This window comes from Phaeobacter piscinae, from assembly GCF_002407245.1.
Taxonomy (GTDB): Bacteria; Pseudomonadota; Alphaproteobacteria; order Rhodobacterales; family Rhodobacteraceae; genus Phaeobacter; species Phaeobacter piscinae.
The window spans coordinates 48,950-75,096 of record NZ_CP010684.1; the positions used below are offsets into that span (position 1 = coordinate 48,950).

Here is a 26,147-nt window from a genome sequence, read left to right on the forward strand (position 1 = left end):
GTTCTGGATCAGCGCGCCGATCAGGGCAGACGGCAACGCCAACCGGGGCGCAAATCAAGGCGCGCCCCGGCTGAAATGCGGCTCAGTCAGCGTCCGCGATAATCTCGGCATAGCGCGCCTGCGCATCCGCCGCCGCCATTTCAGAGGCCCAGAATTCCGCCATCAGATCCTGAATCTGCGCCTGGGTATCGGCGGAGAACGCCTGATCCATGCTGGGCAGAACATTGCCATCCGCCAGAATCGCGAGGCCTTTCTTCATGCAGTCATTGGCTGCTGACAGATCGACATCTCCGCGCACCGGCAGGGAGCCCTTGGTCAGGTTGAAATCGACCTGAACCTCCTTGGAGATCAGCACCGACGCCATATCCATCTGCGCCTGTTTGACCTCTGCATCTTCAATCACCGGGAAATAAAACGCATCACCGCTGGTGTCGATGATCTGGTTCAGCCCCATGCCGGGCAGGCAGCTGTAATCCTGTCCGGCCACCTGTTCGGCAAGGGTGAATTCCCCCTGCGCCCAATCGCCCATGATCTGCCCGCCGGCCTTGCCGGTGATGACCATATTGGTGGCCAGGTTCCAGTCCTGCACATTGCTGTTGCGCGCCAGTTCGCGGGCGTCGACCACCGCATCGAAAACCTTGGCATATTGCGGCCCGGCGGCGACCTCGGCGTTGCGTTCCAGCGAGACCTTGCGCCAGCTGTCCTGATCGACCAGCCCAACAGTTAGCGCGCCAAAGGCGATCCGCTGCTGCCAGCCCTGCTGCCCCATCGCCAGCGGCACGATACCGGCCTCGGCCAGCTTTGGCGCGGCGGCGACAAATTCATACCAATCCTGCGGCACACTCATCCCCGCCTTGTCAAAGGCGTCGTGGCTGAGCCAGAGCCACTGCGTGGAATGGATATTGACCGGCACACAGTAGATGCGCCCCTCGTAGGTGCAGCTGTCCAGCAGCGACGGCGGGTTGACGATATCGCGCCAGCCTTCCTTTTCCGCCAGTTCGGTGAGGTCGGTCATCAGCCCCGCCTCGATCAGCTCCTCGGCCTGACGACCATGGGTGAGCTGCGTTGCCGCCATCGGATCACCGCCCAGAATACGGCTGATAATGATCGGACGCGCAGTGGTACCGGATCCGGCGATGGCACCATCAACCCAGTTATGCGCGGTCTGATCATTGACCGCATCGGCAAATTTCGTAACCGCCGCAGCCTCCCCGCCTGAGGTCCACCAATGGGTCACCTCCAGATCGGCGGACTGCGCGATGGTGGCGCTAACACTAAAGGCTGTCGTCATCAGCATAGATGTCAATTTCACGATTTATCCTCCCTGACTAAATCGTTATAGATCGACTTATAACGATTTAGATTGACCTCGCAAGATGTTTTCTGCAACACGAAGAACAGGACGTGGGGTCGCGGATCTGATAGGGATCCCAAACCCCGATATGAGCAACGCGAGGCGCCAATGGCCAAATCTACCCCCCCAAGCGACGGTCTGCCCCGCGATGGCAAGAAGCCGACGCTTAAAACCATCGCCAAGGCCAGCGGCATGGCCGTGCCCACGGTCTCGCGGGCGCTGTCCGATGCGCCCGATATCAGCGAAGCGACCAAGAAGAAGGTGCGCGAAATCGCCGATGCGCTTGGCTATGTGCCAAACCGCGCGGGCGTGCGGCTGCGCACCGGGCGCACCAATGTCATCAGTCTGGTGATGTCGGCAGAACGCGAGATGATGACCCAGACCGCCCGGTTGCTGACCTCGCTGGGGCTGGCGCTGCGCGAAACCCAGTATCACCTCAATGTCTCACCGGTGTTTCCCGACGACGACCCGCTGCGCGCAGTGCGCTACATCGTGGAGAATCAGACCGCCGATTGCGTGATCTTCAATCAGGTCGAACCGGAGGATAAGCGCGCGGAATATCTGATTGAACGGAAGTTCCCATTTGCCACCCACGGGCGCACCAAATGGGCCGATCAGCACCCCTATTATGACTTCGATAATTTCGCCTTTTCCGAATTGTCGCTTGCCGAACTGGCGGCGCGTGGGCGCAGGAATATCGTGCTGCTGGCGCCGCCTCTGGCGCAGAACTATGCCAACGATATGGTGAACGGCGCCCGCCACGCCGCCAAGGCGCTGGGGATCCAGCTGCACGTGGCCCGTCAGGTCCAGAGCAACGGTCTCTATAAGGATCTGCGCAACTGGGCGGCGCAGAAACACCGCGAAGATCCAACAATCGACGGCTTTCTCTGCGCCTCGACCAACGCCACCATGTCCGTGGTTGCGGGTATGGAAAGCTGCGGCTGCACCGTCGGGCAGGAGTTCGACGTGGTCGCCAAGGAGGGGCTGCATATGCTGAAATTCGTGCGCCCCGAAATCATTGTCGTGCAGGAAGATATCGAAGCCACCGGCGTCTTCCTCGCCAAGGCGGCCCTTCAGGCGATCAAATCGCCGGAGCTGCCACCACAGCAGTTTCTGGAAGTACCAACCGAATTTGTCACCTGGGAATAACCCAGACCCGAGGGAGAGCAGACGTGACCACGCAGATCAAAGGCCCGGCCCTGTTCCTGGCGCAATTCGCCGGGGATGAGGCGCCGTTCAATTCACTGGAGACGATCACAAAATGGGCCGCCGGCCTTGGCTATCGGGGGGTGCAGATCCCGACTTTCGACAGCCGCCTCTTTGATCTGGACCGCGCCGCCGAAAGCCAGACCTACTGCGACGAGGTAAAGGGCATCTGCGCCGATGCGGGCGTGGAGATCACCGAACTGTCGACGCATCTTCAGGGCCAGCTGGTGGCGGTGAACCCGGCCTATGATCTCGCGCTGGATGCTTTTGCCCCGGACCATTGCCGCGGCAACCCCGCCAAGCGGCAGGCCTGGGCGGTGGATCAGATGCACAAGGCCGCCACCGCCAGCCAGCGGCTGGGGCTGACGCATACGGTCAGCTTTACCGGCGCGCTCGCCTTTCCCTATCTCTATCCCTGGCCGCAGCGCCCGGAGGGGCTGATTGAGGAGACCTTCGCGGAGCTGGGCCGGCGCTGGACGCCGATCCTCAACCACTATGCCGACTGCGGGCAGGATATCGGCTTTGAACTCCACCCCGGCGAGGATGTCTTTGACGGGGCGACGTTTGAAATGTTTGTGGACGCCTGCGGTGGGCACGCGGCGGCGATGATCAACTACGATCCCAGCCATTTCCTGCTGCAACAGCTGGATTACCTCGCCTTCATCGACCTCTACCATGACCGGATCAACGCCTTTCATGTGAAGGACGCGGAGTTCAATCCCGACGGGCGGCAGGGAGTCTATTCCGGCTATCAGAACTGGACCAACCGCGCCGGGCGCTTCCGGTCTCTGGGCGACGGGCAGGTTGATTTTTCAGCGATTTTTTCCAAGCTGACCCAATATGGCTATGACAGCTGGGCGGTGCTGGAATGGGAATGTTGCCTCAAATCACCCGCACAGGGCGCCGCCGAGGGCGCGCCCTTCATCAAACGCCACCTGATCGAGGTCACCGATAAGGCCTTTGACGATTTTGCCGGGGGCGAGCGCGACACTGACACAATCCGGGAGATGCTGGGACTATGACGACAGAGCGTAAGACACGCCTCAAACTGGGCATGGTCGGGGGTGGCCAGGGGGCCTTCATCGGGGCAGTGCATCGGATCGCCGCGCGGATGGACGACCGCTTTCAGCTGGTCGCCGGGGCGCTGTCCTCCGATCCCGCACGCGCCGCTGCCAGCGCCGCCGAACTGGGGATTGCCCCGGATCGCAGCTATACCAGCTTTGAGGAGATGGCCCGGGCCGAGGCCGCCCGCGAAGATGGCATTGACGCGGTGGCGATCGTCACGCCCAACCATCTGCACGCCGGGCCCAGCATCGCCTTTCTCAATGCAGGCATTCATGTGATCTGCGACAAACCCCTTGCTGCCAGCGCGGCGGAGGCCGAGGCGATGAAACAGGCCGCCGCAACCGGGGTCGCTTACGGCTGGGGGCGGAATAGTACGCTAAGGGTTTATTGGCGCGCTTTTCGCCACCTGTACTCGCCGGTGAGCAGGATATGCGCCCATCCGAGGGGTGAGATGTGCGAGAGCAGCGCGTCTGGGCTGTCTTTACCTTCTTTCATTCGGGCCGCGACGGCGAGGCCAAGTTGTTTTGTATTCCAGTAAATGACGAGTGCAGCCAGCAGGTTCAGCCCTGCCATGCGGTAGTGTTGGCCTTCAGCGGTGCGGTCTCGGATTTCGCCCTGGCGTCCGATGCGCAGGGCGTTTTTCAGAGCGTGGTGGGCTTCGCCTTTGTTCAAGCCGATCTGGGCGCGGCGCTGCATGTCCGCATCGAGTAGCCAGTCGATGATGAAGAGCGTCCGCTCAACACGCCCGACTTCTCGCAAAGCCAAGGCCAGCTCATGCTGACGGGGATACGATGCCAGTTTCTTCAAGATTTGACTGGGTGGGATAGACCCGGATGCCATTGTTGCGACCGCGCGCAGAATGTTTGGCCAGTTCTGGCGGATCAGGTCTTCGCGGATTTTGCCGCCGATCATGTTACGCAAATTTTGGGGCGTGGCCGCAGGATCGAAGACGTAGAGCCGCTTTGATGGGAGATCGCGGATACGTGGGATGAACCGATAAGACAGCAGTGATGTCACGGCAAAGACGTGATCAGTGAAGCCGCCGGTATCGGCATATTGCTCTTTGATGTTTCTGCCTGCCTCGTTCATCAACAGGCCATCGAGGATGTAGGGCGCTTCGCTGACTGTGGCCGGAATGTCTTGCGTCGCGAACGGGCCGAACTGGTCGGAGACGTGGGTATAGGCTTTGCGGCCTGGTTCGGAGCCGTATTTTGCGTTGATCAGATTCATGGCTTCGCCCTGCCGGGACGCAGGGAAGAACTGGCCGTCACTTGATGCAGTCACGCCGGTTCCCCAGAAACGGGCCATTGGCAGGTCAGATTGGGCTTTGGCCACCATGGCCAGAGCGCGATTGATGGCATCGCTTTCGACATGCCACCGCGAGATGCGGGAAAGCTGAAAGTAATTATGGGTGCTGGTTGCCTCTGCCATCTTGCTCAAGCCAAGGTTCAGGCCTTCAGCCAAAAGGACATTCAACAGGCCGATTTTATCTGTACACGGTACACCCGTGCGGAGATGGGTGAAGGCCTCGCCAAATCCGATGTCGTCTTCCACATCCATCAGAATGTCAGTGATGCGCGCATCAGGCAGACGGCGATACAGATCAAGTACAAGCTCATCTGCTTCTGGCGGTACGTCGTGTTTCAGACGATCAACATGCAAGATGCCATCTTCAATTGTGCCGCCGGGGATGGCTCCGTTTCGCGCTGCTTTGGCGAGATGTTTCAAACCATCTGCCATTCTCGCTTTTCGGTCTCTTACCCAGGTATCAGGATCAAAGGGAACAGTCAGTCGCGGCACCAATTTTGCGGCATCAACCGGGACAAGCGCCTGTTTGAGGTCGGCGTAGCGCTTGGAATGCGCGAGCCAGATATCGCCTGAACGGAAGGCGTCACGCAGATGGAACAAGACGGCCACCTCCCACAATCGGTGATCGTCTTCGGGTTCCGCGCTCAGATGCCTGTGCCATTTCGAAGTTCTGCGCAGGAACCCCGTTGGGCGCGTACCTGAAGCAACTGCCCCAGACACAATCTGTGCCGCCTGCAAAAGCGGGGTGCTGACAGACGCGGCTTCAATATCCAGAGCACGCAGCATACGCGGCGTATATCGTCGGAAGCGCCGATAGCCTTGTTTGACGTGACTGAGCGGGTCAGCGGCAAGCGCTCCGGTCAGCTTAGAGGATTGGGCGATCAGGCTTTCCAAACCGGCCCATCCTGGGTGATCTGCGATAGCGGCATTCAGATCGGAACCATCTGCCCTTGCAGCCAACAACGCTGATCCGAGTTCTGTGAATGAGCGTAGCGTCTGTTCAATGGTCACCTTCTGAGCATCGACCTGCGCATCACAGATCTTCTTGGCTTCTCGCCAAGTCTTCCCAACGATCCTATCGTGGGTTTCGACAATGGCGTCCGCGATGGCAGCGGCCCATTCGATGACGCAGACAGCCAGGATCGCAAGCCGCCGGTCACTGGATATGTCACGCAAGCCGTCAGCAAAGTAGCGTTCGCCTTGGCGGCGGAGGCGTGTGACCCGGTGAGGTGGGATACCATCGAGGATGCCGGGGCTGAGATTGAGACCCTGCAAAAGCTCCAAACGTTCCAACAAACGACAAGCATCAGCGGAGTTCGAGCCAATCTCAAACTGGCGCAACCAGACCAAACGGGTGATCCGGTCGTCAATCAACTCAGACAGCAAGCCGCCCAGCTTATGCTTTGCATCGTCATCGAGCCGATCAACGATCCGGGTCTCGATCCGCCGTTCGGCGGCAACCAAGGCATCCGCGCAAAGCCGTTCGACAGTGGTGACCCCAGGCACAATCATCATGGACAGGCGGCAGCGATCCACAAATCTTTGGGCGAGATCGGCGTTGGATTGCGTTGTTTCAGCTTCGCCCGCCAACCATTCTGTGAGGTCGCGGGCCCCACGCCCGGTGAACATCTTGTACCCGTAGATTTCGCGCAGGTCGGCCAAGTGTTCGCGGCGGGTTTCAGCACGATGCGCATAATCGGCCAGATCGTCGGGGTTCGAACCAAGCTGCGCCGCGAGGAATTCCGCGATCACTGACGGGATGATTTCACCGGGCACCAAGAGCCGCCCCGGATATCGAAATGCACAGAGCTGAAGGGCAAAGCCAAAACGGTTGTGCGACCGGCGGCGAGATTGGATGTGCTCAATGTCATCATCCGCCAAGGTGTAATGCCGCAGCAGCGTTTCTTGATCGCTCGGCAAGTCAAAGAGCGCGGCCCGTTGGCGGGCATTCAAAATCTGTCGTCGTGGCAAGGTGATTTCCTGAATGGGAGTTGACGGCGGCGTCCGTAAGGCGGACGCTGAGCGGACAGGTTCAGGCGAACAGACGCACCGCATGAAACCGCTGCTTTCGGTGTCTCATATATCTGGTACGATTAGATTTGCAAAAGAGGCCCCTTATTCGTACACTTTGTACATGACTGCGACAAAAATCGGATACGCCCGCTGCTCGACCGACGGCCAAGACCTCACAGCTCAAAAACAGGCGCTCGAAACTTTGGGCGTGGCTCCAGATCGCATCTACGCTGATCATGGATTAACCGGCACCAACCGCGCCCGCCCCGGCCTTGATCAAGCTATCGCTGCTGTGCGGACAGGTGACACGCTCGTTGTTCCAAAGCTCGACCGGCTGGCCCGCTCCGTTCCAGATGCCCGTGCTATCGCCGACCAACTCGAAACGAAGGGCGTCAAACTCGCCTTGGGCGCATCGGTCTATGACCCCTCCGACCCCATGGGAAAGATGTTCTTCAACATCCTTGCCACTTTTGCTGAGTTTGAATCCGATCTGATCCGCATGCGCACCCGCGAAGGCATGGCCATCGCCCGCGCCAAAGGCAAGCTGCGCGGCAAACAGCCAAAACTATCAGACAGGCAGCAACGCGAACTCACCCGCATGCATGCGACCGGTGATTATTCAATCAGTGACCTCGCAGAGGTGTTTTCGGTGTCACGGCCAACCGTCTATCGAACGCTGAATCGACAGACCGTTGATCCATAGCAGGACGTTTTGAATACCCATGGCTGATATAAATGACATTGAGGATTGGATTGTGCGGGTCGGACTTGGGGACCGCAAAGCATTTAATGCGCTATATGATGCAACCTCGGCGAAACTTTTTGGCGTTTGCTTACGTGTTTTAAACAACCGGGCCGAAGCAGAAGAGGCTTTGCAAGAGGCGTTTATCCGCGTGTGGCAACGTGCGGATCGCTTCAAGGCGAATGGCTATAGCCCGATGACATGGTTAATCACACTGACCCGCAATCTGGCGATAGATCGTTTGCGGGCCAGAAAAGCACCGAATGATGATATTAGCGAACGCGCAGATATCGCCGATCAAGGCCCCACGCCGGAACAATCGGTGATGGCCGCTTCGGACAGGCGCAGGATTGATCATTGTTTGGATGAACTGGACGATCCCAAAGCAGGCGCGGTGCGTGGTGCCTATATAATGGGGGAGACCTACGAAGATTTAGCCGCTCGATATGCGGTGCCTGTAAACACCATGCGCACTTGGCTGCGCCGGAGTTTACTAAAGTTGAGAGAGTGTTTGACGCGATGAGCAGTGCACAGACATATAACCCGGATGACGATGTTCTGGCGGCAGAATATGCCTTGCATCTGCTGTCGCCAACGGAGCGGGCCAGCTTTAAGGAACGTTTGCGCGACGATGCTGCGCTCCGTGATCTTGTGCGCGGATGGGAAGAGCACTTTTTTGTGTTTTCCGATGAAGTCGCTGAAGTCGCGCCGCCGAAACGGGCAAAGTCCGCCATTGATAGGCGTCTCTTTGGACCTGAGCTGACCTCACGAAGCACCATCTGGGCTTGGCTACTTGGCACAGGGGGTATTGCGGCTGTCGCGTTCGCAGTGGCTCTGTTCGTGATGCCGTTCTTGCAGGATCCCCTGCAAATTAATCCGACCCATACTGCAGAAGTCGCGACAGAAGACCGTTCTCTGGTAATTGTCGCAGCCTTTTCGGCGGTTTCCAACGCACTGGTTGTGCGCCGAACGCAAGGCTCCCCAGCGACTGGACGGGTGCATGAAATGTGGCTCATCCTTGAAGGCGCGACGGCACCGATCTCGCTTGGTCTAATTCCTGAAGGAAATGAAGGGCGCATTGCAATTCCTCAAGAACTGGCAGGGCGACTGACTGCGGCGCTGTTCGCGGTTAGCGATGAACCCACTGGCGGTTCGCCAACGGGTCAGCCAACAGGTGCGGTGCTTGCGGCAGGACCAATCCAGGCCTTGTGAACCAACCAAAGGCGTTGAATATTATCTGGAATGTGGCTCCACCTTCCAGATAATTCTATTTTTTCGTGAGTTTTTATTCTTACAATTCAATACCATACGATTTTTCTTATCTTTTTCGAAAGCAGGCTGAAACTTTTCTCTCTGCCACGCCGTGGCTTTTAGCATGACCCAGACACAACGTCTGTACATCACTGAGAGGACAAGAAAATGATGAAATCCCTGATCAACAGCGTAGCCGTAGTTGCGATCACTTGCTCAGCAGCTTTTGCTGCTAGTCATTCCGCCGAGAACCCGATGGTGGGCGGCGCGCCGATGTTCGCCGACAAAAACATCGTTGAAAACGCCGTTAACTCTGCCGATCACACAACGCTTGTGGCCGCTGTTCAGGCTGCTGGTCTGGTGGAGACTTTGCAAAGCGAAGGCCCGTTCACTGTTTTTGCTCCGGTCAACGCAGCATTTGATGCGCTGCCCGAAGGCACTGTTGAAACCCTGCTTAAACCAGAGAACAAAGACCAGCTGACCAAAATCCTGACCTGCCATGTGGTTGCAACCAATGCATTGGCAGATGCGATCCGCGGTATGGTCGATGACGATAACGGCAAGCACCCCGTACCGACGGTCGGCGGCTGCACACTGCAAGCCACCTATGATGGCGATGAGATCTTTATTGAAGACGAGATGGGCAACAAAGCCACCGTGACCATTGCAGATGTCAAACAATCCAACGGCGTGATCCATGTGATCGACAAGGTTCTTCTGCCTGCCATGTAATAAACGCCAAACCTTCCGGCGCTCAACCTTCCTTGGGCGTCGGTTTTTCTTCAATAAAAAATCGAAAATGGAAATATCAAAATGAAACGCACGCTTATTGTTTTGGCCCTGAGCCTGTCGACTGCAACCTCTGCCTTCGCTGCGAACCCGGATGTAGGCGGCGCGCCAATGTTTGAAACGAAAAACATCGTCGAGAATGCTGTTAACTCCGCTGATCACACCACGCTTGTCGCTGCTGTGCAGGCTGCTGGTCTGGTTGAGACGCTCCAAACACCTGGTCCCTTTACGGTATTCGCCCCTGTCAACGATGCCTTTGCAGCGCTTCCTGCTGGAACCGTTGAAACCCTGCTCAAGCCTGAAAACAAAGATACTTTGGTGAAAATCCTGACTGCTCACGTCGTTGCAGGCGACATCTCTGCCAATCAGATCCGTCGTAACGCCGGTGCTGATGGTTTCTATCACATGCAAGCCGTCTCTGGAGATGCCCTGTCAGCGCAGGTGCGTGGCAATAATATTTATATCTACGATGAAAATGGAAACGCCGGGAAAATTACGATTTCTGATGTGAACCAGTCGAACGGTGTCATCCATGTGGTGAACAAAGTTCTGTTGCCGAAGTAACAGGGAGGCTTTGGTAACCAGAAGGCCCGCCTGATCCTCTCAGGTGGGCCAATTTATTCAGGAAAGGAAAGATCATGAAACGCCGCGACTTTATCGCCCTAACCAGTAGCTCTATTGCACTCGCCACCATGGGTCACGCCACAACAGGTGATTTCGAAATCACTCGTACAGAAGCCGAATGGCGTGCCATGTTAACCGAGGCAGAGTATCTGGTGATGCGCGAAGAAAAGACCGAACGAAAATTCGCCAGTCCCCTGAATAATGAGAAGCGGGATGGTGTGTATCACTGCAGAGGCTGTGATCTGGCGTTGTATTCTTCGGATACCAAATACGACAGCGGCACCGGCTGGCCCAGCTTTTGGGATGTCCTACCAAACGCTATTGGTACCAAAATGGACAATACGTTCTTTACAACCCGCACCGAATGTCACTGTCGTCGTTGCGGTAGTCACCTGGGACACATCTTCAACGACGGACCGCAGCCAACTGGTAAACGTCATTGCTTAAATGGTTTAAGCTTGGTGTTTCAAGCAGTATGAACAGCAAACCTCGATGGCTTCAGGCTTAGCGTACTATTCCGCCCCCAGCCGTAAGCGACCCCCAACCAGCCGCGCGCGGTTTTTTCTGACCCATAACTACACCGGCTATCCGCTGCTGCGGCAGGCGCGTGCCATGGTTGCGCGCGGCGATCTGGGGCGGATCCGGCTGGTGCAGGCAGAATATGCGCAGGACTGGCTGACCGACGTGATCGAACAGGAGGGTCACAAACAGGCCGCCTGGCGCACCGACCCCGCACAATCCGGCGCCGGGGCGATTGGCGATATCGGCACCCATGCCTTCAATCTCGCTTGTTTTGTCAGCGGTCTGGCGCCACAGGCGCTCTCGGCTGAGCTGCACAGCTTCGGGCCCGGACGTCAGGTTGATGACAACGCCCATATCCTGCTGCGCTATGCAGAGGGCGCGCGCGGTATGCTCTGGGCCAGCCAGATCGCGGTCGGCTGTGAAAACGACCTGCGCCTGCGCATCTATGGCGACAAGGGCGGGCTGGAGTGGGAGCATCAGGACCCCAATCAGATGCGCTTCACCCGCTTTGGGGAACCCAAACAGATCCTGACCCGCGGCGGCGCTGGTGTTGGCCCGGACTGGACCCGCGTTCCGCCTGGTCACCCGGAGGGATATCTGGAAGGCTTCGCAACGCTTTACACCGATATCGCCGAGGTGATCGAGACCGGCATCGACAATCCGATGCTGCCCGGTCTTCAGGCAGGGCTGGACGGGATGTGGTTCATCTCTGCGGCGCAGACCTCCTCTGCCGACGGGGGGGCCTGGATCCCCCGATAATCCCCACGGCTCACCTGATCCGACCAACCCGAAAAACCGCCATCCAAGGGGGACATCTCCTTGGATCCCGCGCCTGCGCGCGCCCGGCGCCATGTCATCCCCCCATTCGCTCCAACCCGAGGTTTTTTCCATGAATTTTGCTCCCACCGACCTGACCCACAGCTATATAGATGGCCGCTGGACGCCCGTTACCGGCACCCGGCGCAGCCCCGTCATCAACCCCGCCACCGAGACCCCGGTGGCCATGTTGCATCACGCCGGTCCTGCGGATGTGGAGGCTGCCGTGGCAGCGGCGAAGCGCGCCAATCTGGCGGAAGCACTTGGCAGCAAGGATAACCGGGTCGCCCTGTTGGAGCGGATCAGAGCCGGTTTTGACAGCCGCCGGGACGACCTCGCGCAGGCGATCTCGCTGGAGATGGGGGCGCCGATTGATCTGTCCCGCAACGCGCAGGCTGAAACCTTCCTCATTCAGCTGGATGCCACCCTTGATGCCCTGCGTGGATTTGACTTTGCCGAGACGCTGCACAACGGCGATCATCTGATCCGCCAGCCCACCGGCGTTGCCGGGCTGATCACCCCGTGGAACTGGCCGATCCACCAGATCAGCCTCAAGGTTTTTGCAGCCCTCGCAGCGGGCTGTCCTGTCGTGTTGAAACCCAGCGAGCATACACCGCTCAACGCCCGCATCTTTGCCGAGATTCTGGACGCCGCCGACCTGCCGCCCGGTGCCTTCAACCTGCTCAACGGCGATGGGGCCTCGGTCGGGGCGCAGCTCACCGATCATCCCGATGTGGCGGTGATGTCCTTCACCGGCTCCACCCGCGCCGGGCTTGAGATTGGCGCCAGCGCGGTCCGCCGTGGGGCCCGCTGCGCGCTGGAAATGGGCGGCAAATCCCCCTGTCTGGTGTTCGAAGATGCCGATCTGGATCAGGCAATGGAGAAAATCCTGGCCAAGACCTTTCCCAACTCCGGGCAGAACTGCAACGCGCCAACCCGCATCCTGATTGAGGCCAGCGCCTATCCCGCCGCCAAAGAGGCCGCACAGCGCGCCGCCGCCATCTGGACGCTGGGCGATCCCGCCCGGCCCGGCGATCACCTCGGGCCGGTCGCCAATGGCCGACAGTTCGACCATATCCAGACGCTGTTGCACAGCGCGATTGCCGCCGGGGCCACAGTGCTTTGCGGTGGGGCGGGGCGCCCCGACGACAGGGAAACCGGCTATTTCGTCAAACCGACGATTCTGGCGGATGTGGCGCGCAACGCCGAGGTTGTGCAGCAGGAAATCTTTGGCCCGGTGATCGTGCTGCAACCGTTTGAGGACCTCAACGACGCCATCGCCATGGCCAATGACAGTGAATTCGGGCTCGCCGGCTATGTCTATTCCAGCACCCCCGCTATCCAGTCCGCAGTGATCCGGCGGCTGGACTGCGGCATGGTCTTCGTCAACGGCGCCGACCTCGCCCCCGGCAGCCCCTTCGGCGGAACCAAGAAATCCGGCATCGGCCGCGAGGGCGGCCCCTATGGCATCGAGGAATTTCTGGAACTGAAACTGGTGGCCCGCCCCGCATGACGCGGAGGGCCCGTGATGCAGCGCCGTACTGTAATGCGAATTATGTAAAAAAAATTACCGCACGCGACACTTGCTTTGACCGCAGGCCGACCTCACCGAGGAATAACCATCAGGTGGGCGGCCTGCATGGGTGAGCCACTCACGCGCCAGCGAAATTTCTGGCAGCTGACGGGTACCGCATCACCGTTGCTCGTCTCACAGACATAGGCGCTGCCGCTGGACGAGATCTGACGGCAGTGTTTGAGACGCACCCAGTGGGGGGTCCATTGCGGTACGGGGTGAAATGACACTCTAAGCGTTCTCGCAATGCCGTTTGGCGATGCTGAGCACGGTATTCTTGCTGATGCCGAGGTTGCGTGCAATCCAGCGAGAACTACGACTTTCTTCAACCGCGGCAAGAACATCCGGAGCAAGTAGGTCTGATTTTGGACGCCGTCCCGGCTGACGTCCAAGTTTTTTGCCACACACTCTGGCGGCAGCCAGGCCGGATTTCACACGCTCGCTGATCAGGTCTCGCTCAAACTGCGTGATCCCAGCCAGCATCGTTGCCATCATGCGCCCGTGTGGCGTGTCCAGCGGGATAGTTCGGTGACCAGCACAGCGTCGACACTCCGGGCATGGGCCAGCTCCATGACTTTTGATCACTCCACGCGGTCCGACTTGGTGCCAGACGCGGTTTCCTTAAAAACGCCCATCACTGCATAACCGCCACGCTCCGCAAATCCGGCCAAATCGCGCAACTGGCGTGCCTATTGTCGCAAACAGACACTTGTTCAATGGGTACATTTTAATGCCCCGCCGCAATCTTCTGACCGAACGACAACGTGCATCGTTATTTGAGCTTCCCTCTGATGAACCCTCGCTTCTGCGGCTCTACACTTTGCCTGACGAAGACTTGGAGCAGATCAATCAGCGCCGCCGCCCGAAAAACAGACTGGGGTTTGCGCTTCAGCTATGCGCGCTGAAATATCCAGGACGAGCGCTGACATCGGGCGAACTGATCTCTCATGATGCGCTTGCCTTCATGGGAGATCAGTTGGGTCTCACCGGTGAGGCGTTGCTTTCATATGCCGCACGACGGCAAACCCGGCAGGAACACATCGAAGCACTGCGCAGCTCGTACGGCTATCGGGCATTTTCAGGCCGCGGTGCCCGCGAATCGCCTTTGGGAAGTGACCGCGTGTATTCATCTGCGGGATGCCCTTCGATCAGACGATGTGTGGCCTAAGCAATCTCGGCGCTATGGTGACCTGAAACAGGTTTTGATCCCAATAACGGTGGCAGCGAAGAATGGCGCGATTCCGGGCGACGCGATCAAGGATGGCGTTCTCAGCCTGAGCCGTTTGCCAACAAAGCACCTTCTGACGCAGCCGCTCCCTTGTTCGATCTATACAAGCGCGTTCCAGACACACGGATCACCGACATCATGCTGGCGGTGGATGGGGCGACCGGGTTCACCGATGCGTTCACCCACCTGCGCACCGGTTCACCGCCGAAAGACAAGATCAGCCTGATGAATGTGCTCTTGGCCGAGAGGCTGAACCTCGGGTTGAGCAAGATGGCCGAAGAAGCGGTGATGGTCACTACCGACATACGCTGCACCACGCTTGAACGCGAAAGACGCGGGACTCACCCGCCTTTCGCTGGTGCGGACATTGCTTGTGCAGATAACCCTTGCGATGATGGCGAGGCCGTTTCGGCAACGCAGCGGACTTCCCCAAAACGGCGGTTCAATCGCGCCGAACTCGGCGATTTTCAAATCTACCCTTCGCGCAATCCGACTCCACAATCTAGGAGTGGTCAGTGCGGTTGTCCGCCGCGCTTGCACTAATGTTGGTCGCCACATACGCAGGTTATTGCAATTTTTGTCACGTCTATTTGAACTTTGCATCCTTTTTGGGTTTTGGTCTTCGGTGAAATGCCCGACGGCCATAGGGTAGTCAGTATTGCTCCGACCATTCTGGCGGACGGTTGGTTGCAACGACGGGCAAAGGAAACGAAGCGCTTTAAACACGGTCAGGATCGTGGACAGTCGACCCAAGCGCAGCCAATATTGACCGCAAGGGGATACCGTTTGGCAAACCCAGGTCGAGGCGGATGTTGTCGTCGTCATTGAATAGCATCCGGGAAGCTTCGCCCGACTGGAACGATTTCAGTTGGAGGAATTGAACCTCTCACGATATTCATTTGGCGAAACATGCAGGCTTCTGTGCAAGGCGCGCCGCATACGTTCTTCATCACCAAATCCAGTCTTTAAGGCGATCGTTTTAACCGGCAATCCACTGCCCTCCAGTAGCCGGCGCGCGGCATCCACACGCATCGTCTCGACGGCTTTGGCGGGAGATTGACCGGTCCTACATTTGTAGACGCGTGAAAAATTTCTGGCGCTCATTTTTGCGATTGTCGCAAGTTTCTCAACACTGATCCGCGACGCAAGGTTGTTCTCGATCCAGGTATGCAACTCATCAAACTGGCCCATCGTATCTTTCGACTGGTTGGTCAGAACCGCACTAAACTGAGACTGCCCCCCAGGTCGCACCATGTAGGCAACCAGTGACCGCGCCAGCGCCAGCGAAACGTGTTTTCCGCAATCCTCGGCAACCATCGCGAGCGCCATGTCGATGCCCGCTGTGACGCCAGCGGAGGACCAAAAACAGCCGTCGTTTATGTAGATCGGATCCATTTCAACGCATATATGCGGGAAATCGGATTGCAACTGCGCGCAGTCGTTCCAATGGGTCACAACCCTACGGCCCTCCAACAATCCGGTCGCTGACAGAACATAGGCACCAGTGCAAACCGAACCCACTCGCCGGCTACGTGCGACCAGATACCTGATGCAATCCAGTAAATCCGGATTTTGTGATGCAGCGTACGCACCTTCACCGCCTGAGATGATCAACGTATCAATGACAAGCGCACGGCAGTCTTCGAGTGCGCGGGTTGCGACCGGCAAGACCGTATCGGTAGGCGTGTCGCCGCCCCCCGATGAAGCGACAACAACTTCGTAGCAATTTTCTATCTCGTCGTTGGCATCCGAGAAGACCTGTAGCGGACCGGCGATATCAAGAAGTTTCACCTGTGGGAAAACGACAAACAGAACCGTCTTCGGAGTTTTGGCATTTTTAGAGGGCATATTGTCATTTATGCCAAGCTTCGTTCGATAGTCTAGACATGCCCTACAGAAAGGTCGCTGGTATGCTGGCTCTCAAACCGAATTGTGAATGTTGCGGCGTAAACCTGCCGCCAGAGACCGAAAATGCCCGCATTTGCACCTTTGAATGCACATTTTGTGCCGAGTGCAGCGATACATTTTTTCAAGGGGTTTGCCCGAACTGTGGCGGTGATCAGGTGCGGCGGCCGATCCGGCCACCGAGTTTCCTGAGAGACAACCCCCCGTCTGACAAGCGGTTCATTAACAGCAATGCGTCTTGGTATAAGACCCTTTTCCCAGACGCGACCAAATGATCAATTCATCAGCCTATGGTCGCCTTGTCCGACTTTTTCTCCGATCATTCAGCATGCCAACACACTACGCGATCCGAGCAAACGTCAGCGACACTTTCGCCATGCTTACATTTCAATTCCCTGATGTGCAAAAAAGACCGCAGTCACGCAGGAAAACCCGTCAATGATTGGTTCCAGTTTTCTTGCGCGAGCCCTGGATTTGCTTTCCGGGACGCTGCGCCGGGCGCGCGCGATATTCGCTAGGTGGGATGCCGCAAGCCGCAGAGAAAACCGAATTGAATTGACGAATGCTGCCGAACCCGGCCTGAAAGGCAATATCGGATGTCTTTGTATCCCCGCCGTCCAGCAGCCGCGCGGTTTCACATTCGTCGAAACTCAACATGTTCCCAAGCCAACATCCGCCAGCAGGCTTGTCGAAGCTTGTCAGATTTCACGGTCCGGAATCCGCCAGTGTGCCTTGCCAGATTGTGGAATGAAGAAATGAGGATTTGTGGCCGCTTCAAGACAGGACTTCACTCAATATGAAACGGAATATCGAACATACCGCGATGGTGGCTGTTGCGGGGTCCGGCTTAGTCTGGGGGATTTATTGGATCCCTTTGCGTGCCCTGACCGACGCAGGTGTCTCGGGCGCCTGGGCCGTGTTTCTGTTCTATCTAATCCCCACACTGCTCCTGCTTCCGATCTACTTCTTGCGATGGCGGAACCTGATGCGAGGTGGTTGGCCTCTGAATTTTTCCGGTATGCTAGCGGGAGCATCGCTGGTGCTCTATGCCGGGGCGCTTATCTTCACCGATGTGGTGCAGGCGCTGCTGCTGTATTACCTAACCCCCTTTGGAGCACCTTGCTGGCACGCGTGACGATCGGCGAGACCATCTCAGCCACGCGATGGGGTACGATCGGGTTGGGCCTGGTTGGATTGATGATCGTTTTGGAACTTGATGCCGGGTTTTATTGGACCTTCAACGTCGGAGATGTGATGGGGTTGGCGGCAGGTATCGTCTGGGCCTTGGCTGCGGTACGAATGCGATCCGATGACAAGAACAACGGGCTGGATTTTACCCTGTCCTACTTTGCTTGGGGCAGTTTCGCCGCGCTTCTGCTGACATCCCTTCCGCAGGCAGGAACATATTCTGCACCCGATTGGCAAACCGTTGTCAATGTACTGCCCTGGTTGGTGCCGGTAGTGGGCTTTCTTGTGGTCCCGCCGGCATTCGCTGTGATGTGGGGCGCAACCTTGCTCAGCCCCGGTTTGCTCGGGATTTTGTTCATGACCGAGATCAGCGCGGGTGTCGTAACTGCCGCCATCTGGGCGGGAGAACCTTTTGGGCTGCGCGAGATCACAGGCATAGGAGTAATATCATTAGCCGGATTGTGGGAACCAGTCATCGGGCTGGTCAAAGCAAGCCCCCGGACAAAGAACCTCACCGCTGGATGCGATAGGCGAAGTTGAAAGCGGAGTACGAACCACGCCTGAAGAAAGAAAGATTGGTGCATCATGGATAAGACAGACTGGCAGCACGAATTTGCGGATGTGAACGGGATTAGCCTCCACTATGTCAGACAGGGGCATGGCCGCCCATTAGTTCTTCTGCACGGGTGGCCGGAGTTCTGGTACACATGGCATAAAATCATTCCCGGGCTAAGCACCGCGTTTGACGTGATCGCACCCGATCTGCGCGGCTTTGGCCAGAGTGAGAAACCCGACGCGCCTGCTGACAAGGCTTATACGCTTGATTGCCACCTGACCGACTTCGTATGCCTGCTCGATGCACTTGGGCTGGAGAAAGTCGGTATTGTCAGCCACGACATTGGGGCGACTATAGCTCATTCGTTTGCGCGACAGTTTCCTGATCGTGTCGACGGGCTGTTTTTCTTCAACATCCCCTATGCCGGTATTGGCGCAAGGCAGATCGCACCAGAGAATTTCAACGAGATCTGGTACCAGGGCTTTCATCAGCAAAAATGGGCCGCTGAGCTTATCGGATCGAGTCGCGAAACGGTTCGTATCTACTTGAAAAATCTGCTTGCACACTGGGCTCAGGATCCGAACGTCTTTGACGATGACCTGGAAGTCTGGGTGGACAACTTCCTTCAGCCAGGCAATCTGCAAGGAGGCTTCAACTGGTACGCCGCATTCCACCCACTTCGCCTAGCCATGATGAAAGGCGAAGCACCGCCGGTTCCCTCAATCGATACACCGACATGTGTACGTTGGGGAGCAGACGAGCCTTTCCTGAAAGTCGAATATGCAGACAAACTAGATGAGTATTTTTCGAACTTGGACTTTAAGCCAGTCCCAAATGCCGGCCACTTTGTGCACTATCAACGGCCATCCTATTCGGAACAGGAGATTAAACATTTTTTTGGCTCTCTATAGACCGATAAATTGATCCATGTCCTATTGAAGTAATTTCGGTTCATGCCGGTTGAAACCATTAGAATTGTAGGATCCCTAGCTCCGGTCTTTCTCGACCGCAAAGCAACGACAAAGAAAAATATCAAGACAATCGGGCGAGCTGCAGACAAAGGCGCACATCTGGTTGCGCTCGGTGAAACACTTTTACCCGCATATCCTTTGTGGTTGACGCGCGCTGATGCTGCTCGATTTGATTCCGGCATTCAAAAAGACTTGCATGCGCTTTATCTCGCGCAATCGGTCTCAATTCCGGACGGACACCTGTCGCCGATCTGCAGGACCGCAGACCAACGTAAGATCGCGGTTGTGCCAGGCATCGCAGAACGCACCGCTGACCGTGGCAATCACACGCATTGTTGCTCTTGCGTTTTCATTGACGCCGACGGTCAAATTGCGTCGGTTCATCACAAGCTGATGCCGACATACGAAGAACGACTCAGTTGGGGAATTGGTGGAAGCCGCGGGACGCCAGCGCCGTGCTATGGGGAAAGCGCGGGCTCCGGTCCCTGATACAGGTTGGAGTTCTGCGGGTTTTTCTGAGTTTGGAGGCTCAGCGTCGGGTTTTTTGACATAGGGTTGAGCATTCTCGTGTGCTGTGTCGCAATAGCCCTGCTCCCGCCGCGACGCGTTGATGGCATTGAGCCAAAGCTTGTATTTGACCGGCATGTTGCGTGTCGGATCAGAGGATGCTCAGAAGATTTGCGATTCATCATGTGGCCTGCTTTCTTGGTGGCGCTCGGGTTTGAGGTAACTGCCCACGCTGGAAGGTCTCGATGATGCGCATTGGCCCACCGCAGTCAGGGCATGGCTCGCGCAACGTGAGGGGCGATGGCGCTTCGTCAGGCGGTTGGTATGGTTCAACGGATTTGATGTCCCCGAGCAACGCGCGGATCTGAGCGACGTTCTCGTTGCGCCCGCTGCCCGCGAGGAAGCCGTAGTGGCGGATGCGGTGGAAACGGTCTGGCAGCACAGGCCTCAGAAAGCGGCGGATGAACTCGTCGGGCGGCAGGCGCATCACCTTCTTCCCGTCCCCGCGCTTGATCCGGTAATCCTTCCATTTAAACGCCACGGTGTCGGCGTCAGCGCTGACGAGCCGATGGGTTGAGCTGGCGACGCGATGTGTGTACCGGCTCAAGCAGGCAAGCACCGCCTCTGGCCCGCCGAAGGGTGGCCTAGCATAGACCACCCAATCCACTTTGCACAGCGGGGCCAGCCATTTAGCGAAAGCGTTGGCGTCCGTCAAATCGATGAGATCGCGGATTACCTTCAGCGGTCCGAAACTGTGCAAGGCCATCAGCCCTTCGACACACAACCGCCGGAACAGCCGCGACAGCACGGGTACATGCAGAAAGAACCCCGGCTTGCGCGCGACCCATCGGCGGCCGCCCCGCGACAGCCTACCCCCTGGGACGATCAGGTGGATGTCGGGTGATGGGTCAACGCTGATCGCCAGATGTGCAGCCCGCTGGTCATGCCAACGCGGGCGCCGAGGCGTTTGGGATCGGCAGCGATGGTCGCCACTGTCTTCACCGACGCCTTGAACAGGAGGCCGTAGACCGCGCGCTTGTTCCAATGCGCAATGCGTGCAATCTCCGCCGGGAGCGTGAAGACCACGTGGAAATACGCGACGGGCAACAGGTCTTCGGCACGTGCTGCCATCCAGTCGCGGGCCGCAGGTGCCTGGCACTTTGGACAATGCCGACTCTTGCAGCTGGTATAAGCGATATGCGGATGGTTGCACTTGCTGCAGGCGGCTACATGCCCGCCGAGCGCTTCTGTGCGGCAGGCCTCAATCGCTGACATGACGCGCAGTTGGCTCAGGTTCAGAAGCCAGCATTGGCCCGCTGATAGGCAGGACCATGAGTGCGAAAGATATCAGCAACCTCCAGCTTCGGGCGCGGCAACGTCTCAGCCCGTCACTCCACCCTTCAGCCCTTAAGTTGCACCAGCAACTCGTAGGGGCTGGTGGTGTCGCGGATCAGCTTGGCTGCAGCATGGGTGAAGCGCGCCGTCGTGCTCAGATTGGCGTGTGTGAGCAAAACCTGGATCACGCGGACGTCTGTCCCCGCTTCAAGAAGATGGGTCGCAAAGCTCTGACACGCGACGCCCGGTGCCAGAGGAAATGCTGAGCGCAGCCCGACACGTCGCGTGTTATAAGTCGATGGCGTGACGGGCGTGTCCATCATATGAAGTTGGTAGGCGCGCAAGTCTTCGAACACCGCAGCATCCGGCGCCCGCCCAAGGTACTCGGCAAGATACCGAACCGCACTGATATGCTCTTTCCGTGGATCATGGTGCGCATCACCACCGTTGCTCAGCCATTGCCAGCCGGTCGGGCGCCTCAAGCAGCCGGATCATCCTGAGACCTAGCCGGGCCGCCAATGCTGGTCATGCGGCCCCGCCCCGTGACAGCCCGGCAAGCAGGCGCTAGCATCAGACCAACTGCACAACCGGAGGCACCGATGGCCGCCCCTCTTCTGCTCAGAAATCGCAATTATCGCCTGTTGTTCACGGCCGGGGCGCTGACCAATCTGGGCGATGGGTTCATCCTGTTGGCGCTGCCCTGGCTGGCCACGCTGATGACCCGTGATCCGGTGGCCATCGCCGCTGTGGCCGCCGCCGGGCGGCTGCCGTGGTTGTTCTTTGCGCTGCCTGCCGGGGTGATTGCGGATATGACCGACCGGCGCAAGCTGATCGCCCGCGCCGATCTGTTGCGTGCGGTGATCGTGCTGGCGATCCTGATGCTGGCACTCAGCGAGCCAGTGCCGGGGGCAATCTGGGCGCTGGCCGGGCTGGCCTTTGTCTTGGGGGCGGCGGAGGTGATCCGCGACAATGCCGCCCAGACCATCCTCCCCGATATTGTCGCCGCCACCGATCTTGAGGCGGCGAATGGCCAGATGTGGACGGCCGAGCAACTGACCGGTCAGTTCATCGGCCCGCCTCTGGCAGGTCTGCTGATTGCAGCCGGCATTGCCATCCCCTTTGGGCTTGATGTGGTGGCGCTGGTGCTGGCGGCGGGCTTTGTCGGGTTGATCAGCCTGTCGCCCCGTGCCCCGGTCCAGCAAGGGTTTCGCAAGGCGCTGATGCAGGGCATCCGCTTCATGCGCAGCGACACCCTGCTGCTGCGTCTTGCCATCGTGCTGGGCATCGCCAATTTCCTCGCCACTGCAACCATCACCGTTCAGGTGCTCTTTGCGCAGGAGGTGCTCGGCCTCAGCGCGACGGAATACGGGTTTGTCCTGTCAGTTGCCGCTCTGGGGGCCGTGACGGGCAGCCTGATTGCACCGCGCCTCAGCCGTCTGATCGGGGTGCAGCCCTGTCTATATCTGTCAATTGCAGGCTGGGCGGTCGGCTATGCGCTGATCGGGATCAGCAGCAACGGTGTCGTCATGGCGCTGGCGATGTTTGGTGTGATGGCGGCAGCCATGGTCTGGAATGTGATCACCGTGTCCTGGCGCCAGCGGCGCATCCCCTCCGAGCTGCTGGGCCGGGTGAACAGCATCTACCGCTGCTTTGGCTGGGGGTCTATGCCATTGGGCGCGCTGGCCGGTGGCACTGTGGTGGCGCTGCTGGAGCATGACCTGGGCCGTGACATCGCCCTGCGCGCTCCGTTTGTGCTATCGGCAACCTGCTGTCTTCTACTGTTGGCCTATGCCACCTTCCGGCTGCGGCTGGACTGACCAGGCGGGACGAGAGCGGGCAGGCAGAAACCTGCCCGCCACATCTCTGTCAGGACACCGTTTCCATCGCCGCAACCCCTGCCGTCGGCGGGGTAGGAGACGAGCGCTGAGCTTTGGGTCTTTCCTCCAGCTCAGCCAGGCACCGCAAGATCTGGCTCGCTCCCTGCCGCACCTGATCCACATCAATCGCATAAGACAGGCGGATATTGTCCGGTGCCCCAAAGTGGCGCCCGGGAACAGCTGCAACCCCGTAGCTGTCCAACAGCAGATCGCAAAGATCCTCATCGGTGCTGATCATCTGCGTCCCATGCATGGACCCGAACACCCGGGAGATGTCAGGAAACAGGTAAAAGGCCCCCCCGGGGCGGGCGCAACGGATCTGCGGTGCGCTGTCAAAGGCAGTCAACAACAGGTCACGTCGAGCCCGGTAGCCAGACGTCATCCGCTGCGAAAACCCCTGGTCGCCACCCAGCGCCTCCGCTGCCGCGGCAGCAACCATGGGCGGCATATTTGAGATCGAATTGCTGTTCAGCACCGTCACAGCCTCCGCCACTTCTGGCGCCGCCGCCAGCAGCCCCGCGCGCCAGCCCGGCATCCCATACAGCTTTGAGATACTGTCCACCTTGATGATCCGCGGCGCCAGATCCGGGGCAATATCCAGCAGATGCGGACAATGCTCATCCGTATAGACAAATCGCTGATAGACATCATCGCTGATAATCCAGACATCGTGGCGGCGCAGCACTGCGGCCAAAGCCGCCAACTCTGCCCGGCTGTACAGTGCACCGGTGGGGTTGGATGGGTTGTTCAGCACCAGCGCCACGACCCGTCCACCCAACGCCGCCTCCAACGTTGCCGGATCCAACTTATAGCCCTGTTGCAACCCGCAGTATGGCGTGCGCACCGCCACTCCACTCAGCCGCGCGATGTCAAAATATGTCGGCCAGCAGGGCGCGGGAATAACCACGGTATCACCGGGTTCGAACAGCACCTGAAACAGAGAATAGAGCAAGTGTTTACCCCCCTGCCCCACGGCGATGCTCTCCGGACCGAATTGATCCTGCCCCAGCTGGGTTAAATAATGCAGATACGCGGCGATCAGTCCCGCCTCCCCGCGACTGGGGCCATACCGGCACTGATCCGCATGGATGGCCGCGATGGCGGCGTCATAGACCCGCTGCGGCGGCGTGAAATTGGGCACACCGATCGAGAAATCGACCACGGGCTTGCCGCGCGCCTGAATGCGGCCCGCCAACTCAAGGATCGGGCAAAAGGGTGTATTGCGATGGTCCGTGGCCAGGTCAGGCATGGTGGCCTCGCTCAACAAAGGGAAAGACCATAGCCGTGTGGGTATCCAGATGAGCCATCACGCCACGCTTTCCATCGCCAATGCCTCCGCCGGAGCTGGCCCCCGCTCGCCCCGATCACGGGCGACCGCTTCGGCCATCTTCGTGGCCGCAGCCGTGATGATGTCCAGATTGCCCGCAGACGGATCCAGATAATCCCCGGCCCCTGTCACCCGCACCATCGTGAACAGCCGATCCCCGGTGACATGTGGCTCGACAATCACGTCATAGCCTGGAACAGCTGCCCGCAGCCGCGCCACGGCCCTGGCGATGGCCGCCTCGGTCGCTGCTAGATCATGCTGCGCCGCCAGTGCCGAAATCGCAGTCTGCATATAAACATTGGGCTTGGCCGGGTTGATGTTCAGGATCGCTTTGACGTTGCAGCAGCCAGTGAACTGTCTCAGAGCGCTCTCGGTGGTCTCGATGTAGTGATTGAGGTTCAGCCGTGTCGCTGGTCCAGCACTTTCCGCGCTGATTGAGGAGACCACCTCAAGGTAATGAATATCCGGGTTGGCCTCCGTCATCGCCTGCGCAATCGGGATCGAGGCCTGACCTCCACAGGTGATCATATTAATGTTGCGCGCCGCCAGCAGATCATCGCCATTCAGAGACGGCACGCAAAGCGCGCCATTGGGGGCCGGCGTCAGATTGATCACCACCTTCCCTGCCGCCTCCAGCATTGGCGCATGGGATTGATGCGCGGCCGAGGATGTGGCGTCGAACACCAGATCAAATGTGTCGAGTGCAGCAAACAGCCCCTCCGCGCCGCGATCCGTCACCGCAACACCCCGTTCACGGGCCAATGCCAGCCCCGGTGAGGCTGCATTGCGCCCTGCGAAAAGCGTACACTCCAGCAGTTCCGAGCGCTGTACTTTGCACAACACGTCGCAGCCAATGTTGCCGCTGCCGATAATGGCGGTTTTTAGGGTCATGTCGTCACTCCTTCACGGGGATGCGTCGGTGTTTGAGGTGCAGATTTCGACAGGCGCGCCGCTGCTGAGATGATCAGGTCTTCCTGTCCGGCAACAGCGTTGCAGCGCGACAGTTCCTCATAGATAAACCGGGGGGCGACGCCAAAATCCTGCGCCGCGCGGGTCACGTGTTTTTCAAATCCTGCGCAGACGCCGTAGATGCCACTGATCAGGTTGGAGGTTCCCACGATCGTACGGCGCTGCACCGGAGGCAGATCCGGCAGCGCCTCCACCGCTTCGCAGAGCGCAAACACATCGGTGCCGGTCTCAAACCCATAGCGTTCCAGCACAGCGCAGAGCACCTCCAGCTGGGTATTGCCGGCACCAGCCCCAAACCCGCGCAGGGTGCCATCCAATATGGTCGCCCCGGCTTCGGCGGCAGCAACGGAATTGGCAATCGCTAGACCCAGATTATTGTGCGCGTGAAAGCCAACTGGAACCCCCAGTTCAGCGGCCAGCAAACCAATCTTCACGCGGGTGTCACGCGGGTCGTAATTGCCTGCGGAATCCATCAGGACAATGGCGTTTGCACCATAGGAAACCTGACGCTGTGCCTGCGCCAGCAGCACGTCCGCAGGGGCCATATGCGTCATCATCAGCACCCCTTGCACATATTTGTCCTGACTGCGGGCGTATTCGATATAGCTCTGGGTCAGATCGCCCTCGGTACAATGTGAGGCGATGCGGAACACATCAACGCCGATATCAATCGCTGCCTTGATATCGGAAATCTTGGCAAAACCCGGGATCGCATGAATGCCCAGTTTGGTACGGGTCAAATTTGCGCGGGCGGTGTTCAGCATCTCGCGGTCCGCATGGCGCGCCATCCCGAGCTGTAAGGAGGACGCCCCCAGACCATTGCCATGTCCGACTTCAACCACATCCAGCCCGCAGTCATCAACGGTCTGGCAATAGGCGGCGATATCATCAAGGCTGAGCGTGTGGGCAATGGCGTGATTACCGTCGCGCAGAGTCGGGTCGTGGATGGCAATGGCCATGGTCTGGCTCCTTGTCATGGATCAGGGATGAATGATGAAAGTAAAAAGGGGGGCTGCGCGAT

23 protein-coding genes and 5 pseudogenes are annotated in these 26,147 nt (G+C 58.6%); 18 read left to right on the forward strand and 10 right to left on the reverse strand.

All coding sequences use genetic code 11. From position 1 onward, the window contains the following. Positions 1–82: 82 nt before the first annotated feature. Entirely contained in the window at positions 83–1,312 is a 1,230-nt protein-coding gene (locus phaeop14_RS18905) for an ABC transporter substrate-binding protein (protein WP_096790607.1), read from the reverse strand. A gap of 150 nt (positions 1,313–1,462) precedes the next feature. Between phaeop14_RS18905 and phaeop14_RS18910 the strand changes: the two genes are divergently transcribed. The 3 genes and pseudogenes from phaeop14_RS18910 to phaeop14_RS18920 all read left to right on the forward strand — a co-directional run. Continuing rightward, positions 1,463–2,503: a LacI family transcriptional regulator gene (locus phaeop14_RS18910; RefSeq protein WP_096790608.1), complete on the forward strand. Its 1,041-nt coding sequence runs from the start codon at positions 1,463–1,465 to the stop codon at positions 2,501–2,503. 23 nt (positions 2,504–2,526) lie between these two features. Further along, entirely contained in the window at positions 2,527–3,582 is a 1,056-nt protein-coding gene (locus phaeop14_RS18915) for a sugar phosphate isomerase/epimerase family protein (protein WP_096790609.1), read from the forward strand. Next, positions 3,579–3,956, forward strand: a pseudogene (locus phaeop14_RS18920) (Gfo/Idh/MocA family protein); the annotation flags it as partial. The gene phaeop14_RS18915 and the pseudogene phaeop14_RS18920, both read left to right, overlap by 4 nt. 53 nt (positions 3,957–4,009) lie before the next feature. Here the strand turns inward: phaeop14_RS18920 and phaeop14_RS18925 are convergent. Continuing rightward, entirely contained in the window at positions 4,010–6,904 is a 2,895-nt protein-coding gene (locus phaeop14_RS18925) for a Tn3 family transposase (protein WP_096790610.1), read from the reverse strand. Positions 6,905–7,067: 163 nt separating this feature from the next. Between phaeop14_RS18925 and phaeop14_RS18930 the strand changes: the two genes are divergently transcribed. The 8 genes and pseudogenes from phaeop14_RS18930 (at position 7,068) to phaeop14_RS18965 (ending at position 13,203) form a co-directional block, all read left to right on the forward strand. Continuing rightward, entirely contained in the window at positions 7,068–7,649 is a 582-nt protein-coding gene (locus phaeop14_RS18930) for a recombinase family protein (protein WP_096790611.1), read from the forward strand. Between the two features lie 19 nt (positions 7,650–7,668). Further along, positions 7,669–8,211 (forward strand): sigma-70 family RNA polymerase sigma factor, encoded by a 543-nt coding sequence (locus tag phaeop14_RS18935; RefSeq protein ID WP_096790612.1) that lies wholly within the window; start codon positions 7,669–7,671, stop codon positions 8,209–8,211. Beyond that, positions 8,208–8,900, forward strand: a complete 693-nt coding sequence (locus phaeop14_RS18940; RefSeq protein WP_096790613.1) for an anti-sigma factor — start codon at positions 8,208–8,210, stop codon at positions 8,898–8,900. The genes phaeop14_RS18935 and phaeop14_RS18940 overlap by 4 nt, the downstream gene beginning before the upstream one ends. Before the next feature lie 210 nt (positions 8,901–9,110). After that, on the forward strand, positions 9,111–9,671 hold the full coding sequence (locus phaeop14_RS18945; protein ID WP_096790633.1) for a fasciclin domain-containing protein: 561 nt from the start codon (positions 9,111–9,113) through the stop codon (positions 9,669–9,671). Between the two features lie 81 nt (positions 9,672–9,752). Further along, on the forward strand, positions 9,753–10,292 hold the full coding sequence (locus phaeop14_RS18950; protein WP_096790614.1) for a fasciclin domain-containing protein: 540 nt from the start codon (positions 9,753–9,755) through the stop codon (positions 10,290–10,292). Between the two features lie 74 nt (positions 10,293–10,366). Next, complete coding sequence (gene msrB, locus phaeop14_RS18955; protein ID WP_096790615.1) at positions 10,367–10,831, forward strand: peptide-methionine (R)-S-oxide reductase MsrB; 465 nt, start codon at positions 10,367–10,369, stop codon at positions 10,829–10,831. Between the two features lie 64 nt (positions 10,832–10,895). Next, positions 10,896–11,633: pseudogene (locus phaeop14_RS18960) on the forward strand (Gfo/Idh/MocA family protein); the annotation flags it as partial. A 130-nt stretch (positions 11,634–11,763) separates the two neighbouring features. Continuing rightward, positions 11,764–13,203, forward strand: a complete 1,440-nt coding sequence (locus phaeop14_RS18965) for an aldehyde dehydrogenase family protein (protein WP_096790616.1) — start codon at positions 11,764–11,766, stop codon at positions 13,201–13,203. Positions 13,204–13,494: 291 nt separating this feature from the next. Here phaeop14_RS18965 and phaeop14_RS18970 read toward each other — a convergent pair. Beyond that, a pseudogene (locus phaeop14_RS18970) lies at positions 13,495–13,949 on the reverse strand (recombinase family protein); the annotation flags it as partial. A 44-nt stretch (positions 13,950–13,993) separates the two neighbouring features. Here phaeop14_RS18970 and phaeop14_RS20145 point away from each other — a divergent pair. Continuing rightward, positions 13,994–14,767, forward strand: a pseudogene (locus tag phaeop14_RS20145) (DUF4158 domain-containing protein); the annotation flags it as partial. A gap of 588 nt (positions 14,768–15,355) precedes the next feature. Here phaeop14_RS20145 and phaeop14_RS18980 read toward each other — a convergent pair. Then, on the reverse strand, positions 15,356–16,339 hold the full coding sequence (locus phaeop14_RS18980) for a GlxA family transcriptional regulator (RefSeq protein ID WP_096790617.1): 984 nt from the start codon (positions 16,337–16,339) through the stop codon (positions 15,356–15,358). A 62-nt stretch (positions 16,340–16,401) separates the two neighbouring features. Here phaeop14_RS18980 and phaeop14_RS18985 point away from each other — a divergent pair, with 62 nt between their 5' ends. Beyond that, positions 16,402–16,671: a DUF1272 domain-containing protein gene (locus tag phaeop14_RS18985; protein WP_082035052.1), complete on the forward strand. Its 270-nt coding sequence runs from the start codon at positions 16,402–16,404 to the stop codon at positions 16,669–16,671. 160 nt (positions 16,672–16,831) lie between these two features. On the opposite strand, the gene phaeop14_RS18990 is transcribed toward phaeop14_RS18985, so the two are convergent. Next, positions 16,832–17,053, reverse strand: coding sequence for a helix-turn-helix domain-containing protein (locus phaeop14_RS18990; protein ID WP_096790618.1), 222 nt, complete (start codon positions 17,051–17,053; stop codon positions 16,832–16,834). A gap of 139 nt (positions 17,054–17,192) precedes the next feature. Here phaeop14_RS18990 and phaeop14_RS19775 point away from each other — a divergent pair, with 139 nt between their 5' ends. Genes phaeop14_RS19775 through phaeop14_RS19005 form a run of 4 tightly spaced genes read left to right on the forward strand, consistent with a single transcriptional unit; the run spans position 17,193 to position 19,600 of the window. Further along, positions 17,193–17,531: a hypothetical protein gene (locus tag phaeop14_RS19775; protein ID WP_193438283.1), complete on the forward strand. Its 339-nt coding sequence runs from the start codon at positions 17,193–17,195 to the stop codon at positions 17,529–17,531. Next, on the forward strand, positions 17,516–18,124 hold the full coding sequence (locus phaeop14_RS19780) for a DMT family transporter (protein ID WP_193438284.1): 609 nt from the start codon (positions 17,516–17,518) through the stop codon (positions 18,122–18,124). Before phaeop14_RS19775 ends, phaeop14_RS19780 begins: the two co-directional genes overlap by 16 nt. A 45-nt stretch (positions 18,125–18,169) precedes the next feature. Continuing rightward, positions 18,170–19,051: an alpha/beta fold hydrolase gene (locus phaeop14_RS19000; RefSeq protein ID WP_096790619.1), complete on the forward strand. Its 882-nt coding sequence runs from the start codon at positions 18,170–18,172 to the stop codon at positions 19,049–19,051. Positions 19,052–19,093: 42 nt separating this feature from the next. Beyond that, on the forward strand, positions 19,094–19,600 hold the full coding sequence (locus tag phaeop14_RS19005; protein ID WP_096790620.1) for a nitrilase-related carbon-nitrogen hydrolase: 507 nt from the start codon (positions 19,094–19,096) through the stop codon (positions 19,598–19,600). Between the two features lie 199 nt (positions 19,601–19,799). Here the strand turns inward: phaeop14_RS19005 and phaeop14_RS19010 are convergent. Together phaeop14_RS19010 and phaeop14_RS20135 are read right to left on the reverse strand one after the other, a co-directional pair. Further along, positions 19,800–20,994, reverse strand: a pseudogene (locus tag phaeop14_RS19010) (IS91 family transposase). 24 nt (positions 20,995–21,018) lie between these two features. Next, entirely contained in the window at positions 21,019–21,435 is a 417-nt protein-coding gene (locus phaeop14_RS20135; RefSeq protein ID WP_416011768.1) for a tyrosine-type recombinase/integrase, read from the reverse strand. 117 nt (positions 21,436–21,552) lie between these two features. Between phaeop14_RS20135 and phaeop14_RS19020 the strand changes: the two genes are divergently transcribed. Further along, positions 21,553–22,770, forward strand: coding sequence for an MFS transporter (locus tag phaeop14_RS19020; RefSeq protein ID WP_096790621.1), 1,218 nt, complete (start codon positions 21,553–21,555; stop codon positions 22,768–22,770). Positions 22,771–22,819: 49 nt separating this feature from the next. On the opposite strand, the gene phaeop14_RS19025 is transcribed toward phaeop14_RS19020, so the two are convergent. From phaeop14_RS19025 to dmpG, 3 genes are read right to left on the reverse strand one after another with little or no spacing between them, the layout of a single operon-like run. Further along, positions 22,820–24,079 carry an aminotransferase class I/II-fold pyridoxal phosphate-dependent enzyme gene (locus phaeop14_RS19025; protein ID WP_096790622.1) on the reverse strand — a complete coding sequence of 420 codons (1,260 nt, stop codon included), beginning with the start codon at positions 24,077–24,079 and terminating at the stop codon, positions 22,820–22,822. Between the two features lie 57 nt (positions 24,080–24,136). Further along, positions 24,137–25,048, reverse strand: a complete 912-nt coding sequence (locus phaeop14_RS19030; RefSeq protein WP_052463883.1) for an acetaldehyde dehydrogenase (acetylating) — start codon at positions 25,046–25,048, stop codon at positions 24,137–24,139. Then, on the reverse strand, positions 25,045–26,085 hold the full coding sequence (gene dmpG, locus phaeop14_RS19035) for a 4-hydroxy-2-oxovalerate aldolase (protein WP_040171852.1): 1,041 nt from the start codon (positions 26,083–26,085) through the stop codon (positions 25,045–25,047). Before dmpG ends, phaeop14_RS19030 begins: the two co-directional genes overlap by 4 nt. Positions 26,086–26,147: the final 62 nt, after the last annotated feature.

Bases quoted from the DNA above. Each gene is read 5' to 3' on its own strand.
- phaeop14_RS18950 (WP_096790614.1), top strand. From the start codon at position 9,753: ATGAAACGCACGCTTATTGTTTTGGCCCTGAGCCTGTCGACTGCAACC.
- phaeop14_RS18965 (WP_096790616.1), top strand. From the start codon at position 11,764: ATGAATTTTGCTCCCACCGACCTGACCCACAGCTATATAGATGGCCGC.
- msrB (WP_096790615.1), top strand. From the start codon at position 10,367: ATGAAACGCCGCGACTTTATCGCCCTAACCAGTAGCTCTATTGCACTC.
- phaeop14_RS19000 (WP_096790619.1), top strand. From the start codon at position 18,170: ATGGATAAGACAGACTGGCAGCACGAATTTGCGGATGTGAACGGGATT.
- phaeop14_RS19025 (WP_096790622.1), bottom strand. From the start codon at position 24,079: ATGCCTGACCTGGCCACGGACCATCGCAATACACCCTTTTGCCCGATC.
- phaeop14_RS18930 (WP_096790611.1), top strand. From the start codon at position 7,068: ATGACTGCGACAAAAATCGGATACGCCCGCTGCTCGACCGACGGCCAA.
- phaeop14_RS19005 (WP_096790620.1), top strand. From the start codon at position 19,094: ATGCCGGTTGAAACCATTAGAATTGTAGGATCCCTAGCTCCGGTCTTT.
- phaeop14_RS18990 (WP_096790618.1), bottom strand. From the start codon at position 17,053: ATGTTGAGTTTCGACGAATGTGAAACCGCGCGGCTGCTGGACGGCGGG.
- phaeop14_RS18935 (WP_096790612.1), top strand. From the start codon at position 7,669: ATGGCTGATATAAATGACATTGAGGATTGGATTGTGCGGGTCGGACTT.
- phaeop14_RS18945 (WP_096790633.1), top strand. From the start codon at position 9,111: ATGAAATCCCTGATCAACAGCGTAGCCGTAGTTGCGATCACTTGCTCA.
- phaeop14_RS18980 (WP_096790617.1), bottom strand. From the start codon at position 16,339: ATGCCCTCTAAAAATGCCAAAACTCCGAAGACGGTTCTGTTTGTCGTT.
- phaeop14_RS19775 (WP_193438283.1), top strand. From the start codon at position 17,193: ATGAAACGGAATATCGAACATACCGCGATGGTGGCTGTTGCGGGGTCC.
- dmpG (WP_040171852.1), bottom strand. From the start codon at position 26,085: ATGGCCATTGCCATCCACGACCCGACTCTGCGCGACGGTAATCACGCC.
- phaeop14_RS18940 (WP_096790613.1), top strand. From the start codon at position 8,208: ATGAGCAGTGCACAGACATATAACCCGGATGACGATGTTCTGGCGGCA.
- phaeop14_RS18985 (WP_082035052.1), top strand. From the start codon at position 16,402: ATGCTGGCTCTCAAACCGAATTGTGAATGTTGCGGCGTAAACCTGCCG.
- phaeop14_RS19030 (WP_052463883.1), bottom strand. From the start codon at position 25,048: ATGACCCTAAAAACCGCCATTATCGGCAGCGGCAACATTGGCTGCGAC.
- phaeop14_RS19020 (WP_096790621.1), top strand. From the start codon at position 21,553: ATGGCCGCCCCTCTTCTGCTCAGAAATCGCAATTATCGCCTGTTGTTC.
- phaeop14_RS18910 (WP_096790608.1), top strand. From the start codon at position 1,463: ATGGCCAAATCTACCCCCCCAAGCGACGGTCTGCCCCGCGATGGCAAG.